15 protein-coding genes are annotated in these 15,647 nt (G+C 44.5%); 14 read left to right on the top strand and 1 reads right to left on the bottom strand.

Annotated elements, in window-relative coordinates:
- Positions 1 to 239 precede the first annotated feature (239 nt).
- The 9 genes from scyB to AC5590_RS03515 all read left to right on the top strand — a co-directional run bounded on the left by scyB (position 240) and on the right by AC5590_RS03515 (position 10,931).
- On the top strand, positions 240 to 1,298 hold the full coding sequence (gene scyB, locus AC5590_RS03555; RefSeq protein ID WP_169263110.1) for a tryptophan dehydrogenase ScyB: 1,059 nt from the start codon (positions 240 to 242) through the stop codon (positions 1,296 to 1,298).
- 11 nt (positions 1,299 to 1,309) lie between these two features.
- Positions 1,310 to 2,266, top strand: a complete 957-nt coding sequence (gene scyC, locus AC5590_RS03550) for a scytonemin biosynthesis cyclase/decarboxylase ScyC (protein ID WP_169263050.1) — start codon at positions 1,310 to 1,312, stop codon at positions 2,264 to 2,266.
- A gap of 167 nt (positions 2,267 to 2,433) precedes the next feature.
- Complete coding sequence (locus tag AC5590_RS03545) at positions 2,434 to 3,546, top strand: ScyD/ScyE family protein (RefSeq protein WP_169263049.1); 1,113 nt, start codon at positions 2,434 to 2,436, stop codon at positions 3,544 to 3,546.
- A gap of 244 nt (positions 3,547 to 3,790) precedes the next feature.
- A complete protein-coding gene (locus AC5590_RS03540) occupies positions 3,791 to 5,155 on the top strand; it encodes a ScyD/ScyE family protein (protein ID WP_169263048.1) in 1,365 nt (454 codons plus the stop codon).
- Between the two features lie 177 nt (positions 5,156 to 5,332).
- Positions 5,333 to 6,532: a scytonemin biosynthesis PEP-CTERM protein ScyF gene (gene scyF / locus AC5590_RS03535; RefSeq protein WP_169263047.1), complete on the top strand. Its 1,200-nt coding sequence runs from the start codon at positions 5,333 to 5,335 to the stop codon at positions 6,530 to 6,532.
- 119 nt (positions 6,533 to 6,651) lie between these two features.
- Positions 6,652 to 7,545, top strand: a complete 894-nt coding sequence (locus AC5590_RS03530) for an EboA family metabolite traffic protein (RefSeq protein ID WP_169263046.1) — start codon at positions 6,652 to 6,654, stop codon at positions 7,543 to 7,545.
- A 46-nt stretch (positions 7,546 to 7,591) separates the two neighbouring features.
- Positions 7,592 to 8,518, top strand: coding sequence for a TatD family hydrolase (locus AC5590_RS03525; RefSeq protein WP_248277118.1), 927 nt, complete (start codon positions 7,592 to 7,594; stop codon positions 8,516 to 8,518).
- Positions 8,519 to 8,551: 33 nt separating this feature from the next.
- Entirely contained in the window at positions 8,552 to 9,466 is a 915-nt protein-coding gene (gene eboC / locus AC5590_RS03520; RefSeq protein ID WP_169263045.1) for a UbiA-like protein EboC, read from the top strand.
- A 169-nt stretch (positions 9,467 to 9,635) separates the two neighbouring features.
- Positions 9,636 to 10,931: a glycosyltransferase family 4 protein gene (locus AC5590_RS03515; RefSeq protein ID WP_169263044.1), complete on the top strand. Its 1,296-nt coding sequence runs from the start codon at positions 9,636 to 9,638 to the stop codon at positions 10,929 to 10,931.
- Positions 10,932 to 10,944: 13 nt separating this feature from the next.
- On the opposite strand, the gene AC5590_RS03510 is transcribed toward AC5590_RS03515, so the two are convergent.
- Positions 10,945 to 11,073, bottom strand: a complete 129-nt coding sequence (locus tag AC5590_RS03510; protein WP_282453038.1) for a hypothetical protein — start codon at positions 11,071 to 11,073, stop codon at positions 10,945 to 10,947.
- Positions 11,074 to 11,167: 94 nt separating this feature from the next.
- Here AC5590_RS03510 and tyrA point away from each other — a divergent pair, with 94 nt between their 5' ends.
- From tyrA to eboE, 5 genes are all read left to right on the top strand, one after another.
- A complete protein-coding gene (gene tyrA / locus AC5590_RS03505; RefSeq protein ID WP_248277117.1) occupies positions 11,168 to 12,454 on the top strand; it encodes a bifunctional chorismate mutase/prephenate dehydrogenase in 1,287 nt (428 codons plus the stop codon).
- A 4-nt stretch (positions 12,455 to 12,458) separates the two neighbouring features.
- On the top strand, positions 12,459 to 12,548 hold the full coding sequence (locus AC5590_RS03500; RefSeq protein WP_256379334.1) for a hypothetical protein: 90 nt from the start codon (positions 12,459 to 12,461) through the stop codon (positions 12,546 to 12,548).
- A 4-nt stretch (positions 12,549 to 12,552) separates the two neighbouring features.
- Positions 12,553 to 13,032 carry a DsbA family protein gene (locus AC5590_RS03495; RefSeq protein ID WP_169263027.1) on the top strand — a complete coding sequence of 160 codons (480 nt, stop codon included), beginning with the start codon at positions 12,553 to 12,555 and terminating at the stop codon, positions 13,030 to 13,032.
- Entirely contained in the window at positions 13,026 to 14,264 is a 1,239-nt protein-coding gene (locus AC5590_RS03490) for a 3-dehydroquinate synthase (protein WP_169263043.1), read from the top strand. Before AC5590_RS03495 ends, AC5590_RS03490 begins: the two co-directional genes overlap by 7 nt.
- Positions 14,265 to 14,388: 124 nt before the next feature.
- On the top strand, positions 14,389 to 15,642 hold the full coding sequence (eboE, locus tag AC5590_RS03485; RefSeq protein WP_169263042.1) for a metabolite traffic protein EboE: 1,254 nt from the start codon (positions 14,389 to 14,391) through the stop codon (positions 15,640 to 15,642).
- The last annotated feature ends 5 nt before the right edge of the window (positions 15,643 to 15,647 follow it).

Raw genomic sequence — 15,647 nt, 5'->3', positions numbered from 1 at the left:
TCCTGAGTCAGGAGTCACAAGTCAGAGCTATCTCCTCCGGAGACGCTAAGCGTTCGCTCTTAGCGTGCGCTTTGCGCATACGACAAAGCTCAGCTACCAAAGTAAAAAGGGCTTTGTGTCTGCCTTTTAGACCTCAGTACTGTACTTCATTTACTTGCAATGTGCTGTCATTTGTGGTAATAGCAAAGACTGTTTACTACAAACACATAGGTGATATATAGGTGAGCGAGGAGATAGTGGTGAATCTTTTTGAAACTGTTACACAAATGGGTCATGAGCAGATTTTGTTCTGTCATGGGAAAGACCCAGATATTAAGGCAATTATTGCCATTCATGATACGAGTTTAGGACCTGCAATGGGGGCGACACGATTGTGGCCTTATGCCAGTGAGGCTGCTGCGTTAAAAGATGCTCTTCGTCTAAGCCGTGGTATGACTTACAAGGCTGCTTGTGCTAACATTCCGGTTGGTGGAGGCAAAGCTGTTATTATTGCTAATCCAGAAAATAAGACAGAAGATCTGTTTAGAGCCTACGGACGTTTTGTAGAAAGTCTAAAAGGACGATTTATTACAGGTCAAGATGTGAATTTGACCCCCGAAGATGTCAGAATTATCAACCAAGAAACTCAATATGTTGTGGGGGTAGAAGAAAGGTCTGGAGGACCTGCTCCGGTGACAGCATGGGGAGTTTTCCTGGGAATAAAAGCCGCTGTTGAGTTTCGTTTGCAAACTCAAAACCTCAAAGGCTTGAGGGTCGCAGTTCAAGGTTTGGGAAATGTTGGTCAAAATCTTTGCCAACATTTGCATGAACATGGGGCAAAACTATTTGTTAGCGATATAAGTACACAGAAAACAGAGCAAGTCAAACATCTTTTTGGTGCTACTGTTGTAGAGCCAGATGAAATTTACTCTCTAGATGTCGATGTATTTTCTCCTTGTGCTTTAGGCGGAATTCTTAATAGTGAAACGATTCCTGACATCAAAGCTTCAATTGTTGCTGGTTGTGCCAACAATCAGTTAGGAGTTGAAGTACTCCACGGTCAAATGCTGGCGGCAAAAGAAATTCTTTATTGTCCAGACTATGTTATTAATGCTGGAGGGCTAATAAACGTCTACAACGAAATGATTGGCTACAACGAACAAAGAGCCTTACAACAAGTAACTAATATTTACGATACGCTAACTGAAATTTTTGATATAGCACAAAAGCAGGGTATCACTACCAACGATGCTTCTAAGCAGTTGGCAGAAGACAGAATCCTGAAAGCTAAATATCTAAAAACTATGGCTGTGGCGTAAAGGAGTCACAAATGGTAACGGAAAGAAATACATTTGCAACATCAGCATATATTGCGACCACTCCAGAGACTGCCTATGAATACCTTTGCAGTCTCAAAAATTTAAATGAGTGGACGCTTTATAGCCGCATGGAAGAGCAAGTTGACGAAGATACCTGGCTCGGAACTGCGTCTGGTTATCAGAAAAAGCTCTACTATCACGTCAAAAGACTCGATCATCCAGATTTTTACGGCATTGAATGGCACTGCGGGTTAGAGTATCAGAAATATTATCAGGTTTATCCTGTCCTGCTTTTTCCTGCCGAGTACGTTGAACCGGGAACGGATGAAAAGGGCGTGTACTTACACTGGATCAGTTTCGTCGATCCCAAGCGGCGCAGTCCCTTGATCATGGAGGGAATTCACACGGTACACACTTCCGAGTGTCGTTCTCTCAAAGGTAATTTGGAACGCAAAGCTGGTCTTAGCGCCGCCGCAAAAGGGCGTTATTACGTTGATACCGACACCGTCTATGTTAATGCCCCAATAGAGATGGGGATTGAGTATTTGTCAGACCTCAAAAACATGGATGATTGGGCACACCTACTGCGAGCAGATGGCGAAATTTCTGGTCAGTCTGGAGAGTTCCGCGATGAATATGACCAAAAGGTCAAAGTGACTCAGCGGCTGCAACCTGTTAACGAATCGTACTTGCTGGAACACGAATTCTTCTATCCAGACTACGGATTTTATCAACGCTCTCCGGTGCTGCTGATCCCAACCTCCCATGCTTTCGGTGATCCGGAGGCTCCTGGTTTCATCCAGCATCGGATTACATTCTGGAAGACAGGTGAGCAATTGCCTCACGGTAAACTCCAAATCGAAGACTTTGGCTCTGAGAGCTTGAATATCAAGCGTATCTTGGAAGGCAAAGCTGGCAACCTTGATACATTAGCTCAAGGTTTGAGCTATATGCCGCAGGCTAAGTAGTGACTTATTAGTAGTTAGTGGTTAATAAAACAACTAACTACTAACAATGAATAATTAATTAATAAAAAAATAAATTTATATAGTCAGGGTGAAAACGCTGTCAGTGCTTGTTGTTAACAATGCGAGCTTCTACATAGAAAATTTAAAGCCGACCTGTGTTGTGACACATGAAACTGGAACAAATTACTGTTACGTCTTTTACGGTACTTGCCGACGGTCTTGATAATCCCAAAGGTCTAAGCTTTGGTTCTGACGGTAGTCTCTATATTACAGAGGCTGGTACGGGGGGAGATGGCGCTAACGTTCCATCACCAAGTGGTCAAGGTTCTTTACTTTATGGCACAACAGGTGCTATATTAAAAGTAGAGAATGATACAATAAAACGTATAGTCACTGGACTCCCTTCCCTGGCATTTGCAGATGGCACTGGAGCCGCCGGTCCTCACGATATAAAGTTTGATACTACAGGTAAGCCTTATGTTCTGGTCGGGTACGCTGCAAATCCAGCCCTACGCGACAGCACATTTAGTGATTCCGACTTAGGAAAAATTATCACTCCCGATTTCGATACGAATTCGTGGACTACTGTTGCCGATATAGCCAACTACGAACTGACTCATAACCCTGATGGAGGCGATGTCGTCAGTAATCCTCTGGCTTTTCTAATAGATGGCGACAAGATTGTTATTGTTGATCCGGGTGCAAACGATTTGCTGAGTGTAGGCACCGATGGAAGTCATTTGGACGCAATCGCTGTACTTCCCCACCAACCTGTTACTAATCCAATATTCCCTGGTTCTAACTCCCAAAATTTTGACCGGGGACACGTGCCACCTCCCAGTGCTTACCGTAATGCAACACCATCCCAAATAACGATTCAATCTGTACCTACAGGAATCGCCAAAGGTCCAGATGGTGCTTATTACGTCACTACATTCACTGGTTTTCCTTTTCCAGAAGGTGAAGCAAAAATCTACCGAGTGGATGCTGATGGTCAACTATCAGTCTATGCTGATGGCTTTACGCAACTGATTGATCTGGCTTTCGATGATCAAGGCAACTTGTATGCATTGCAGCACATGAATCAGTCAGGCTGGAAAGGAAAGCTGGATGGAAGTCTGATCAAAATCACTCCTGATGGGACTCGCACAACTATTCTCAGTGGTGATGGATTAGAGGCTCCTAGTGCACTGACTATTGGTCCTGAGGGTGCGCTTTATCTAATCAATCGAGGCAGTTTGCCAGGAAAAGGGCAAATCATAAGAATTGATCATCATTGATCATTGTGTTCATTCAATGTCTGTTGAATGAACATGCTATAGAGTCATAACCAACTTATAAGAGCCTCTACACAACACAAGAGCGAGGCTCCTACCACTTTGGTAAAAATTTCAAGCCGGAGCAACGCCAGTTCCTCTCTATCGGTAGGGACTATTGCGGCAGATGCTTGATTTTCACATCCCACTTATTGGGACTGTTCATCTCTAACACCCTACGACATTTCACAACTCCATTTTTACAAGTATGAAATTCAAGTCATTTGCTCTTCTTTTCTCTGTTTGTGTCGCTGCTACTTGTGGAACACAAGCTGCGCGAGCAGCATCGCTGTCAGTAGTAGCTGACGGTCTTAATAACCCACGGAATCTTGACTTTGCTCCTGACGGCAGTATTTACCTAACAGAGAGTGGTAGAGGGGGCGATGGAAACGGCGGAGTAAACTGCATACCATCACCCAGCGCGCAATATATTCCTTTATGTTCTGGTAATACTGGTAGCGTTGTCAAAATTGCTAAGGACGGTACAAAAACAACTGTGCTCTCAAATCTTCCGTCCATAGCGTTAGTCCCCTCTGGCGAACAAGCTGCCGGTCCTGCCGACTTCAAATTTGATTCCAAAGGCAACGCTTATCTTTTGTATGGCTTAGCTGGCGATCCGAACTCGCGCGACACCAAGTTACAAAGCCCTTTACTTGGACAATTATACAAAGTAGATTTAAACACCGGTTCGTTGACAAGTCTTGCCGATTTTGCAGCTTACGAAGCTAAATATAATCCTGATGGCACAGATTTGATTAACAACCCCTATGCTTTTGCAATTAAGGGTGATACTGCTTACGTCGTTGATGGGGGTGGCAACTCGATCTATTCTGTAGGACTAGACGGCAGCGGTATTAAGAACGTAGCAGCCATACCTCAAAAAGTAATATCACTAAGTACAGACCAATTCCCAACTCTTCCTGAGGGGACAACAGACCCAACAGGAGGCGCACCACTACCCCCAGGTTATAGTCGTGCTTCCAATGGTCTTCCGGTATCAAACCAATCAGTGCCTACAGGTATCGCAGTTGCTCCTGATGGCAGCTTAACCCTAAGCGAATACACTTATTTTCCTTATCCAGAAAATGAAGCACGTATCCTTAAAGTTGACCCCGATACTTTGCAAACACAAGTCCTTGCTGATGGCTTTACACAGCTGACTGGCGTGACATACGACTCTGAGGGCAATTTGTATGCATTGCAACACATCAATCAGTCAGAATGGAAGGGCATTCAACAGGGTGGTGTTATCACTGGTGATATCAGTGGTTCTGTAATCAAAATAGCTAAGGATGGAACTCGCCAAACTATTTGGAGTGGTGATGGACTAGAAGCAGCTTCTGGATTAGTTTTCGGTCCTGATGGCGATTTATACATCTCAAATCGTGCCAGACTCGTAGCAGGGGAACGAGGAGGACAACTGATCAAGATTGATCCTAGATCTTCTGGTGGTGCGACAAAAGTTCCTGAACCCGCTTCTGTGATTGGTTTATTACTGGCTACTGCTGTAGGCGTAAAAGCAATGAAGCGCAAGCGCCAAGAAGATCTGTTGCATAAGGTAGAAACTATCTAATTTCTTGTTTGTTTCTTGGAATTATGCCAAAGAATCCCCAAGAAATAGGCTACTACTTCAAATAGAAAGCTGTCTTTTTGAAAGACAGCAACACAATATTGAATGAAGTTCCCAGACTAGATCCGGGAACGACATAAACCTAGGTAAAAGTATAACTCATAACACAGAAGATTCACTATGGGATTAGTCAAGAATTTGTCACTTGCCTTCATCGGTGCCGGCTTTCTCGTAGCGGCTGCTGCAGCCCAAGCTATGGCGTTAAGCTTACAGTACGATCGCTCTATTGGTAGTCCTGGTTTCGGTCCTGGGCAGCTGTTTGTTCCCCAAGGTATAGCGGTGGATGATCAAGGGAATACCCTTGTAAGTAACGGTCGCGGTGTTAACCCGGATGGTACTCCTAACTACAACCTCGGTAACAAAATTGAAAAATTTAGTCCTAGTGGTGAGTATATTGGAGCAATTGGCTCTGGTGGCACAGGACCCGGACAGTTTGACGAGCCAACAACTGTAGACTTTAATCCAGTCACAGGGGATTTGTATGCAGGTGATGTTTACAACAACCGCATCAATCAATTCGATTCTCAGGGTAACTTTATAAGATCCTTTGCAAATGGAGAATTTACCCCTCTGGTACCAGGTAGGCTTTTCTTTGGACCATCTGGTGTGACATTTGACAAAGCTGGCAACGTGTACGTTGGTGATTTTAACGGTGAAAGGATCCTTAAATTCACACCAGACGGACAGCAAATTGGTGTCATTGGTGGCACCACTGGCACTGGACTTGGAGAATTCCAAGGTGTAGCCGGTACGAGAATTTCCCCAGTTAGTGGAAATATCTATGTAGCTGACCAATATAACAACCGCGTTCAGGTACTCGATCCAAATGGTAAACCTCTGTACGCATTTGGTTCCGTAGGTAGCGGACCTGGACAGCTTCTTCAGCCAATTGGCATCGAAGTGGACGACCAAGAGAATGTCTATGTAGCTGATTCTATCAATAGCCGTGTTCAGGTTTTCGATAAAAACGGTAAGTTCCTGACTTCCTACGGTCAACCAGCCCTCGATGCATCAGGCAACCCAGTCCCGCCTCCAGGATTAACCGATCCTCCATTCGGCAATCCCCTCGACCTGACTCCAGGCAGATTTAATTGGACAGGTGGCACAACCCTCAAAGATAACAAGCTGTATGTAGGCGATTTCTTCCAAGGTCGCGTTCAAGTGTTGAACGTCGTTAAGGATGGCGCAACCAAAGTACCTGAACCTGCTTCACTATTAGGTTTAGGCTTGTTGGGAATTGGCGCTACTGCCAGCACATTGCGGAAAAAGCAGCAAAAAGCAACCCTCAGTTTAGAGGAACCAGAAAAAGCTGCTGTTTAGACACTCCGAATTTTGTACTTCTTCAACCTTAATTTTTTTCGCCTCGTTCCCAGGCTACAGCTTGGGAACGTATTCCTAAAAATTCTGGTTCTTTTACATAACTAAATACTTATAAAGTAATGGTTTTTGCAAGTTATTTAGAAAAAACAACAATTAGTGCTAATGAATTACTGCATAATTGGTTGAAGCAACGCCTTAATAGTCAAGCTCTTACCTGGCTAGAACAGAAGATAGAGCAAATCAAAACCGCCGTCAATACGTTAGTATTTTTTAGTGCTTTTAGCGCTGTGCCTCGTTATACAGGCAAAAATGATTTACAGCTGACAAAAACAGAACTAGAAGCAGCCTGTTCTGCCCGGACAGGTTGGTTTCCCAGTCATTGGAGTGTAGATCAAGCTGCTCGCATCTTACTGGTACTGGCTTTACCACAGGATAATGAGCAGAAGTATTTAGAAACCTTAGAGCGAGTTTTTACAGCTGCTGATGTAGGAGAGTTAGTCGCACTTTACCAAGCATTACCACTTTTGCGTTACCCAGAAAAATTTCGTAATCGTGCCGCTGAGGGAGTTCGCAGTAATATGACCGCAGTCTTCAACGCTGTGGCTTTGGGAAATTCCTATCCAGCACAGTATTTGGGTGACCTTGCTTGGAATCAGATGGTGTTGAAAGCCCTATTCGTGGGCAGCCCTTTACATCTGATTCAAGGGCTTGACCAGCGTGCAAATCCAGAACTAGCTAGAATGCTAGTTGATTATGCCCATGAACGTTGGGCAGCAAAGCGTACAGTATCTCCTGAACTCTGGCGACTGGTGGGGCGATTTGCCGACAATGCAATGTTAGCTGATTTGGAGCGAGCAATACAAGACCCCGATCCGGTTCAACAAGCAGGGGCGGCGATCGCCATTGCTGAGTGTCCTTTACCAGCTGCTCAAACACTCCTTGCCCGTTATCCAAACATACAAGCCGAAATTCAAGCAGGGCATTTGACTTGGAAGAGCTTAATTATTTCGTAGTCACCGCTCTAGCGCTTACTACAAGTTTATAACTATTTTTGTAAAAATGAACACTACTCCCATGATGTATATAGATCCTCACATTCACATGAGTTCCCGCACAACCGACGATTACCAAAACATGCGGGACTCTGGCATTGTCGCTGTTATTGAACCTGCTTTCTGGTTTGGACAACCTCGTACCAGCGTTGGTTCATTCCAAGATTACTTTAGCAGCTTAGTGGGGTGGGAGCGATTCCGTGCGGCGCAATTTGGTATTAAACACTACTGTACGATTGGCTTGAACTCCAAAGAAGCCAATAATGAATTGTTGGCAGAGCAAGTCATGGAACTTTTGCCTTTATACGCTTGCAAAGAAGGAGTTGTAGCCATTGGTGAGATTGGTTACGATGACATGACTCCACAAGAAGACAAATACTTTCGCTTGCAGCTAGAACTCGCAAGAGAACTAGATATGCTGGTGATGATTCACACACCTCACCGTAATAAAAAAGCAGGCACCAGTCACAGTATGGATGTTTGTATCGAGCATGGCTTAGATCCATCAAAAGTGATTGTGGATCACAACAACGAAGAAACTGTGCAGGAAGTTTTAGATCGGGGCTTTTGGGCAGCTTTTACAATTTACCCCAATACCAAAATGGGGAATGCCCGCATGGTTGAGGTTGTACGCCAGTACGGATGTGATCGCATCATCGTAGACAGCAGTGCTGATTGGGGTGTCAGCGATCCACTCGCAGTTCCTAAGACTGCCCACCTCATGCGAGAAAGGGGAATTATAGAAGCGCATATACGAGCTGTCTGTTATGAAAATGCACTTGCTGCTTACAGCCAAAGCGGTCAAATGCAGGAGTCAGACTGGCTCAACCCATCCCCCATCGACCAGCGACAGCTATTTAGTGGTAACTCGGTACTTCGGGGACAAAAACCCGTCGTTGAGTCTCCGACTCGTGAGTATGCATTGATCGAGTAAAAAGTCAATCTTTTCCTCCTCCACCTGCTTGCTATGAACGCTGCAACCTTAAATTCTTCTCGCTTTTGGGCATATCTCCAGTTACTACGACCTGCTAACATCGTTACCGCGTGGGCAGATATTCTAGCTGGCTTCGCAGCCTCCGGATGCATTGTCTTTATTGCCCCATCTTCCTCTGATTTGATATCACTTGCATGGTTGCTTCTAGCAACAACAGGTTTATATGGGGGTGGTATTGTTTTTAATGATGTCTTTGATGCTGAAATAGACACTGTAGAAAGACCTGAACGACCTATTCCCAGCGGTAGAGCATCTCAATTGACAGCATCTATTCTAGGAAGTTTACTTTTGAGTATTGGCATACTAGCAGCCTCTCAAGTTACCTGGTTGAGTGCTACTCTGGCTTGTGGCATTGCTGCTGCTGCGATCCTCTACGATGCATATAGCAAACATCACCCGATTTTTGGGCCGCTCAACATGGGGGTTTGTCGCGGTGGCAACCTCATGCTTGGTGTGAGCGCAGTTTCACCAATGGTATCAAACTACTGGTTTTTAGCGCTGATTCCCATTGTTTACATCGCTGCGGTAACAACTCTTAGTCGAGGTGAAGTTCATGGAGGTAAGAGTACTACGGGTGTGTTCACACTTGTGCTAATTAGCACAGTTCTAGCTGGACTGTTAGGATTGAGTTTTTTAGAGAATTATCACCTGCTTGCAGTTTTGCCATTTATTGTGTTGCTAGCTGTGCGAGTGTTACTACCTTTTATCAAGGCAGTGAGCAAACCTTCTCCAGAAAACATCCGCACAGCAGTGCGTGCAGGAGTCTTGTCACTCATAGTTTTAGACGCCGCAGTCGCTGCTGGTTTTGCTAGCTTGCCATATGGATTACTGGTTCTGAGTCTGTTACCAATTTCAATGGCTTTGTCACAAATGTTTGCTGTTACTTGAGGCACACGTTAAAATTCTATCTTAGAGCTTATATCAGGAGTAAACATTAGAGAATATGCTGGATTAATACTACTCAGCTTAGCCTCATACCGCGACTCACCGTGCATCTTGTAAGAAAACGACAAAACTCACACCTTCGATTTGACCTTACCCAACAAAGAAACGGATAATGCGGATTATCATTTATTCTTACAACTATCATCCAGAGCCAATCGGAATTGCCCCTTTAATGACCGAACTGGCAGAAGGACTGGTAAAGCAAGGTCACCAAGTGCGAGTGATTACAGGAATGCCTAACTATCCCCAACGGGAGATCTACCAAGAGTATCGAGGCAAGTGGTACATGACCGAACAAAAAAACGGCGTGACCATCCAGCGTAGTTATTTACGGATTAAATCTAAACCAAACCTGATAGATAGATTGCTCTTGGAGTTGAGCTTTGTGTTTACAAGCTTGCCACAAGCTCTCAACGGTTGGCAAGCTGATGTCATTCTCCTGACAGTACCACCACTATTGGTCTCCTTACCAGCAACCCTACTTGGTTGGTTACATAACTGTCCAGTCATACTAAATGTACAAGATATATTACCAGAAGCCGCTGTGCGCATGGGGCTGATTAAAAACAAATTGATGATTCGTGCATTGAGGGCGATCGAACAATTTGCATATCGTAGCGCACACACTATTAGCGTGATTGCCGATGGATTTGTTGAGAATTTAGTTGACAAGGGAGTCCCATCTCAAAAAATTGTTTGCATTCCTAATTGGGTGAATGTGAATTTTAGCCGCCCCTTACCAAAAAAGAGCAACCCATTTCGCATCGCTAATCAACTCCAAGATAAATTTGTTGTGCTTTACTCCGGCAACATTGCCTTAACACAAGGATTGGAAACAGTCATCGAAGCTGCATCTAGGCTGCGTCACATACCACAAATCGTGTTTGTTATTGCTGGGGAAGAAAAAGCATTGAAAAGATTGGAGGCATATTGTCAAAAATGTGGGGCTGACAACGTGTTGCTTGTACCTTTGATGCCGCGAGAAAAATTACCCGAAATGCTAGCAGCGGCAGATGTGGGTTTGGTGGTGCAAAAGCGCAATGTCATCTCCTTCAATATGCCTTCCAAAATCCCACTGTTGTTGGCTAGTGGTCGTCCGATTGTCGCCTCTGTTCCCGTCTCTGGTACAGCAGCACGGGCAGTGCGTAATAGTGGCGGCGGCATAGTTGTCGCACCAGAATCACCAGAAGCGCTAGCAGAAGGAATCGTGGATTTGTATCACAATCGAAAAAAAGCTGCAAAGCTGGGTTACTTTGGAAGGCTGTTTGCTGTAGAACACTATTCGTTTGAGCAAGCCTTAGCTGAGTACGAAGCCCTATTTAGCGAAGTTGTTGCTACAAGCTGCGAATCACCTTCTTTAGGTATGTTACCAAAATTGACCTCTAGCGAATCGATTATTGATATTTAACTTATTGACATTACTAGGCATTGTGCCCAGGAGTGAATCCAGCACGGCGCAGTCCTTGTTTGGGTGCTTTTACGGCGACTGGTGTTAGCCTTGCGGCGTGCGCTTTGCCCATACCCGAGGACGGTGTTTCCCGTGGTAGCACCTACTTTTGATTAGTCATCAGTCACTCTTGACGTTAGAGCGTCTTTGTGTTTTTTGCATCTATTGATTTGTTCTAAAAACCTATTACCCAAGAATTGTTTAAGCAAACAGATCAAAGCCTGTATGATCTGCTGCGCGATACTCACACAGCAAGCCTTGCCCTTGGGAGCAATGGCGATCGCCCGTATGTGCAAGCGCCTGTTCTTCCAGAACAGGCTTCCTCAAAGCCGAACTTTGAGGTAACCGCACTCCGTGCGGTTGGGCAACAGGGCGCGCTACGCGAACGCCATACACTTTTAACAGCATCAGAAATTTCACTTATACAAGAACAACTGGCAACTCTCGCCTCCTCACTTGCCCAAGCTGGTGTTCCTGAATCAGTTTGGCTTAATTTAGTTAACAGTTGTTATGCAGCCCTTTCCACTGTTGCCTCATATTCGTCTACACAGATAACACCCCGGAAAATCACCATCATCGGTGGACGTGGCAGAATGGGTAGATTCTTTACCCAGCAACTGACAGCAGCTGGTCACAATGTCAGTATTCTCGAAAATGAAGACTGGGAATATGCAGATAAGCTCCTCTGTTGTGCTGAACTTGTGATCGTCTGTGTTCCAATTCAATGGACAACAGATGTTATAAAGCGTGCGGCCCAATATCTTGCACCAACCACAGCACTTTGTGACATCACAAGTCTCAAAACTGAGCCGATGTCAGCGATGCTTGAATACCATCGTGGTCCGGTTATGGGATTACATCCCATGTTTGGCCCAAATGTCAAATCCTTTGCCGAACAAAAGGTAGTGGCTTGTCCAGGTCGCCAGGACGATTCATTTGAGTGGTTATTAGACTTTATCAAAAGTCAGGGTGGAGAAGTCATAGTCTCAACACCTGAAGAACATGACTACATGATGGTGATTATTCAGGCAACAAGGCACTTCTCCAGATTTAGCGTTGGTGTTTTCTTAGCACAAGAAGAAATTGACATAGAGCGCAGTTTGTGCATGTCAAGTCCAAGCTACCGTCAAGAAATAGACATCATTAAGCGTTTGTTTACTCAAAGCCCACACTTATGTGTAGACATTATGCTGGCTACACAAGATAGATGTCATGCCATTGCTAAATTAGCCGATACTTATCAGCGCTTGGCAAGCTTAGTCGCACAGAAAGATCGAACTGCAATCATCCAGGAATTTGAAACTGCTCAAAGCTTTTTTCACGAACAAAGCATTACTTCTGCCAACCTGAGTCACGAAAACTATGCTGATCGACATCTATCACGATACCCTTCGGGTTCGCAGTCGCCTACGGAGGGAAACCCTCCTGCAGCGCTGTCTCACGGTATGCCCGTGGTGCCGAATCGGTCAGAAGCATCTTTTTGATGCTTTGGCACAATATCAACAAACGGTTAAAATTCGGTGGCACCCATTTCTTCTAGACAACTCCATTACCTTCTGCTGGTTACGAATTTCGTAGCTATATGCAACAGAGAAAAGGTATAGAACCGCAAGCAATAGAGAGCCTATTTGACCACGTGCAAAACGTTGGTCATGCAGCGGGAGTCAAATTAGATTTTAACAAGATTCATTTAGCTGTCAACACTATCCTTTGCCATCAATTGATTGCCCTAGCACCAGATGACATCAAAAACGATGTTGTGCAAGCAGTTTACAAGGCTTACTTTGAAGAGGGTTTGAACCTCGGTGAACTTGAGGTGATTGTTGCTATCGGCACAAAAGTTGGTATGGATTCTACTAAGTTACGACTGCAATTGAACGATAACGCTATTGCCGATAGAGTTCTAGCCGAATCAACATTTGCTCGATTGAATGGCATCACTAGCGTACCTTTTTACGTTATCAACGACAAAGTCAAGCTTAACAATTCACACTCAAGCCAGATGTTCCTTCAAGCTTTAAATCGTGCCGCGCTTCTAGAAATATCCCCAAAAATATGGTAATTGACATCAAGCAAAAGGCTACACTTAATTTGCAACCCATCCGGCAAAGTTTCTCAGTCACCTTCCAGTACAAGGTGCACTTCACCAATAATGTGTTTGATCTGAAAAATTCCCTGCTGGCACAAGTGATTGCTGCCAATGGGGAAGTAGGACCAAAAAAAGTCTTAGCAGTTGTAGATTCAGGATTGTTGGAGTCTCGACGGACGCTACTCAAGCAAATTGCTGCTTATTGCGATCGCCATCCAGATAGACTTAAACTTGTTGCCGATCCCATCATCATCACAGGAGGAGAAGCAGCCAAAAACGATCCAAATGAACTCTCAAAAATTCACCAAATCATAGATGAAGTGGGGCTTTGCCGCCACTCCTACATATTAGGAATTGGTGGTGGTGCTGTATTAGACTTAGTTGGATATGCAGCAGCAACAGCACATCGAGGAATTCGTCTGATTCGTATTCCGACAACAGTGTTGGCACAAAATGATTCTGCTGTAGGAGTCAAGAACGGAATTAACGCCTTTGGCAAAAAGAATTTTCTTGGCACTTTCGCCCCACCCTATGCAGTTTTAAATGATTTTAGCTTCTTAACTTCCCTAAATGACCGTGACTGGCGTTCTGGAATCGCAGAAGCAGTAAAAGTCGCGCTGATCAAGGATGCTGACTTCTTTGAGTACATCAGTACCCACGCTGACGCGCTCATCTGTCGAGACATGAACTCCATGCAACAACTCATCTACCGTTGTGCTCAATTGCATATGGATCATATTGCTAACAATGGTGATCCCTTTGAAGTGGGTTCATCTCGTCCATTGGATTTTGGTCATTGGGCAGCACATAAACTTGAGCAGCTGACAAACCATAGATTACGTCATGGGGAAGCAGTGGCGATCGGCATTGCTTTAGACAGTACTTATTCTTACCTGATAGGGCTGCTGTCTCGGTTAGAGTGGCAGCGGATATTAAATACTTTGTTGTCATTAAACTTTGTATTGTACGTACCAGAACTGTCTGAAAAAATAACAGAACTGGAACATCCGCGTTGCTTATTCCGGGGGTTGAGTGAGTTTCGCGAACACCTGGGCGGTGAATTAACCCTCACGCTATTGCAAGGTCTTGGTAAGGGTATAGAGGTTCACGAGGTAGATATTTCTCTATTTCGGCAAGCAACTTGGTTGTTGGGTGAGTTTTACAATTCTTCCTTACCAGCCTCAGGTTGGGAATGTGTGATGTAAGCCTCTCACGGTTTGGTAGAAAACCACTAGCAACATATGAAACAAACACCATTCACCCTGTTGCCTGTTGCCTATTCTCTATTCCCTGTTAAGCGTTCCCTGTTCCCTGTGTTTCTTGAGAGATATGAAAATAGAAACAAATCACAACTTTCACCTAACCTACTGCACGAATATTCATCCTGGTGAAGAATGGAGCAAAGTCTTTGCCAACTTAAAGCAATACATTCCTGCACTCAAAGCACGGCTAGCCCCAGAAAAACCCTATGGTATTGGATTGCGCTTGGCGGATGTCGCAACCAGAGAACTGCTACAAGGAAACGCCTTAGCCGAGTTTCAGTCATGGTTAACAGAACTTGACTTATACGTGTTTACCTTAAATGGTTTTCCCTTCGGTGGATTTCATAGGCAGGTTGTCAAAGACCAAGTTTATGCACCAGACTGGTCTAAGCAGGAGCGATTGGAGTATACCCTTCGACTGGTAAATATCCTGGCACAACTCTTGCCCGCCGATATGGAGGGTAGCATTTCTACACTACCATTGTCATATAAACCTTGGTTCGAGGGAAATCAACTTTTCCTGACATCCTTGACAAGCAGCGCCAGCCTCAACTTAGCACAGGTTGTGGCACAAATGGCACGCATCCGAACCGAAACAGGAAAACTCCTGCACATAGATTTGGAACCAGAACCAGATGGATTGATAGAAAATGCGGCTGAAGTGGTTGATTATTTTCAGAGGCACTTGTTGCCTATTGGTGGAGAATATTTAGCAAAGCATCTGGGGATTTCTTTAGAAGCAGCTGAAGCTCTCATACTAGAACACGTTCGTGTTTGTTATGATACGTGCCACTTTGCTGTGGAGTATGAAAACCCAGTCTCGGTTTTCAAGCAATTTCAAGCAGCAGGAATTCAAGTTGGTAAAATTCAAATCAGTGCTGCGTTGCAAGTGAACATACCCAACGATATAGAACAGCGCTCTCTAGTGAAAAAGCGGTTACTTCCTTTTGCTGAGTCTACGTACTTACATCAAGTAATAGCCCGCGAAAGCACAGGACGCTTACGTCATTATACAGATTTGGAAAAGGCTTTACCAGATTTAGAGAATACCACAGACCGTGAATGGCGGATTCACTTTCATGTCCCAATTTTTATCCACGATTACCATCTGTTCCAATCTACTCAAGACGACATTTCTACCGTGTTAGACTTGCTGCAAATGAATCATGCCTGTAGCCACCTGGAAATTGAAACTTATACTTGGGAAGTGCTGCCGACTGAGATGAAACTAGATTTACTAGCATCAATTCAACGAGAGTATGAGTGGGTGTTATCAAAAATGTTAGTAAATAGCAGTCCTTTAGATTTGATCAGCTGTTAAGCTTG

The organism is Brasilonema octagenarum UFV-OR1, assembly GCF_963888615.1.
GTDB classification, from domain to species: Bacteria; Cyanobacteriota; Cyanobacteriia; order Cyanobacteriales; family Nostocaceae; genus Brasilonema; species Brasilonema sennae.
The sequence above is the reverse complement of the archived record's forward strand: the minus strand, read 5'-3'. Positions and strand labels throughout refer to the sequence as shown.